The sequence below is a fragment of the Methylophaga sp. UBA5088 genome (assembly GCF_002414625.1).
In the GTDB taxonomy this organism is placed as follows: domain Bacteria; phylum Pseudomonadota; class Gammaproteobacteria; order Nitrosococcales; family Methylophagaceae; genus Methylophaga; species Methylophaga marina.
Window position 1 is genome coordinate 18955 of sequence record NZ_DIAC01000101.1, and the last position, 2359, is coordinate 21313.

General features: G+C 47.0%; 2 protein-coding genes and 1 pseudogene. All 3 read left to right on the forward strand.

Going from position 1 to position 2359, the window contains the following annotated elements:
- A pseudogene (locus tag B4K20_RS12750) lies at positions 1–432 on the forward strand (DNA polymerase III subunit delta); the annotation flags it as partial.
- Complete coding sequence (locus tag B4K20_RS12755; protein WP_289283159.1) at positions 433–1689, forward strand: glutamate-5-semialdehyde dehydrogenase; 1257 nt, start codon at positions 433–435, stop codon at positions 1687–1689.
- Positions 1670–2341 (forward strand): nicotinate-nucleotide adenylyltransferase, encoded by a 672-nt coding sequence (nadD, locus tag B4K20_RS12760; RefSeq protein WP_289243894.1) that lies wholly within the window; start codon positions 1670–1672, stop codon positions 2339–2341. Before B4K20_RS12755 ends, nadD begins: the two co-directional genes overlap by 20 nt.
- Positions 2342–2359 lie beyond the last annotated feature (18 nt).

Consider the following 2359-nt stretch of genomic DNA (forward strand, 5'->3'; position numbering starts at 1 on the left):
GTAGCTGATAATGCTAAGTTTGAGGCATTTGGTCTGATGGATGCTGTGTTTGCAGGACAGCATGCACGAATCCCACGTATACTATCTCGTCTACGCGCAGAAGGTATTGATATTCTGGCTGTTTTCTCCGCTGTCAGTTGGTCACTGCAACGCGTGGTCGATATGTCAGCGCAATGGGCTTCTGGTGAGTCTTTGGAACGTGTCTTTGCCTCTCAAAAACCGCCGGTATGGGATAAAAATAAAGCGGTAATGCGACAAGCCATAGAGCGCTACAGCCATACCCGCTGGCAATCTTTTTTGCAGCAAATGTCTGATATTGATCAAGCAGCAAAAGGTATGACTAAACACTGTCCATGGCGTCTCCTGGAAACACTCTGTTTAGGCGCTTCGGGCATCGATATACCAACAAAAATATTGGAAAGGAGTGCTTAATTGAACATCGCTGATTATATGCACACATTAGGTCGGCAAGCGCGGTCAGCCAGCCGCAAACTGGCGAGTGCAGGTACAGATATTAAGAATCGTGCTTTATTGGCCATTGCTACTGATATTCGTGCGAATGCCGAATCATTAAAGCAAGAAAATGAGCGTGATTTGAAAGCTGGACAAGACAAAGGCCTCGATGCTGCTTTGCTGGACAGACTGACATTGACAGATGCTCGCATTGAATCGATGGCTGAAGGCCTGGAACAAATAGCAGCATTGCCTGATCCTGTGGGGGAAGTGAGCGAAATGACTTATCGTCCTTCAGGTATTCAATTAGGCAAGATGCGTGTACCGCTCGGTGTGGTTGGTATCATTTATGAATCTAGGCCGAATGTGACAGCGGATGCGGCGGCGCTGTGCTTGAAGTCCGGTAATGCGACCATATTACGCGGCGGTAGTGAAGCTATTCACTCGAATCAGGCCATTGCGGCATGTATTCAACGAGGTCTAAACCTGGTCGGTTTACCCGAGACAGTGATTCAAGTGGTGGAAACGACGGACCGCGAGGCTGTAGGCGCCCTGATTACCATGTCAGAGTATGTGGATGTCATTGTACCCAGAGGTGGTAAGGGGCTGATTGAACGTATCAGTCAAGACGCCAGAGTACCTGTGATTAAACACCTTGATGGTATTTGTCATGTGTATATAGATAAAGGCGCAGATCTGGATATGGCTGAAAACATCGCCTTGAATGCCAAATGTCACCGCTACGGCGTATGCAATGCCATGGAAACACTCTTGGTCGCCGCTGATGAAGCCAATGCCATGTTGCCTCGCCTAGCAGTCAAATATGCTGAAGAAGGCGTTGAGTTGCGAGGCTGTGAGCGCACTCTGGAGATTTTACCTGACATCAACAAAGCGACAGCAGAAGATTGGGATACGGAATATCTGGCGCCTATCTTGTCAATTAAAATTGTTGAAGATATTGATGCGGCAATAGCACATATCAATACGCATAGTTCAGGTCATACGGAGTCGATCATTACTCAAGATTATCAGCGCTCAAGACAATTCCTGGCCGAAGTCGATTCAAGTTCTGTGATGGTGAATGCGTCAACTCGCTTTGCAGATGGCTTTGAATATGGTCTCGGAGCGGAAATCGGTATTTCGACAGATAAAATTCATGCACGTGGACCAGTAGGACTTGAAGGGTTAACGTCACAAAAATGGATAGTATTAGGTAGTGGCCAAATCAGAAAATAAACCAGCCATAGGGATGTTAGGGGGGACTTTTGACCCTGTGCATTTTGGGCATTTACGCACTGGCTTGGATGTTGTCGAGCAGTTGAATCTGGATCACTTACGTTTGATACCGTGTGCCATTCCACCTCATCGTATCGAACCTGTTGCCACGGCAAAACAACGGCGGATGATGCTGGAACTGGCGATTAAGAATCACCCGAAACTGGTTGTCGATGATCGTGAGTTAGGCAGAGATGGACCATCTTATAGCGTGGATACTTTGCTCAGTTTGCGAGAAGATTTTCCAGACAATCCGCTGTTTATATTGATGGGGACGGATGCCTTTTGTAGCTTGCCAAGCTGGTCTCGCTGGCAACAGATTATTGAGCTAGCCCATATTGTGGTGATGCAGCGCGCAGACGAAGCCTTGTTGATGAGCGATGAGTTACAAACATTTTATGAAACTCATCAGGCTCAAAAACAAGACAGTCAATTAAGTGCTGGGAAAATCTGGTCAGTATCGGTGACACAAATGTCAATTTCGGCCACAGCGATTCGTGATGCATTAGAGCAGGGACGAGATGTACGCTACCTCTTGCCTGATGCGGTCATCAGTTTAATTGAGCAATTAGGCCTCTACCCGTCAGCTGCTGCTTCTAGAACCAATGGATAATTTGTTTTTTGTGCTCTC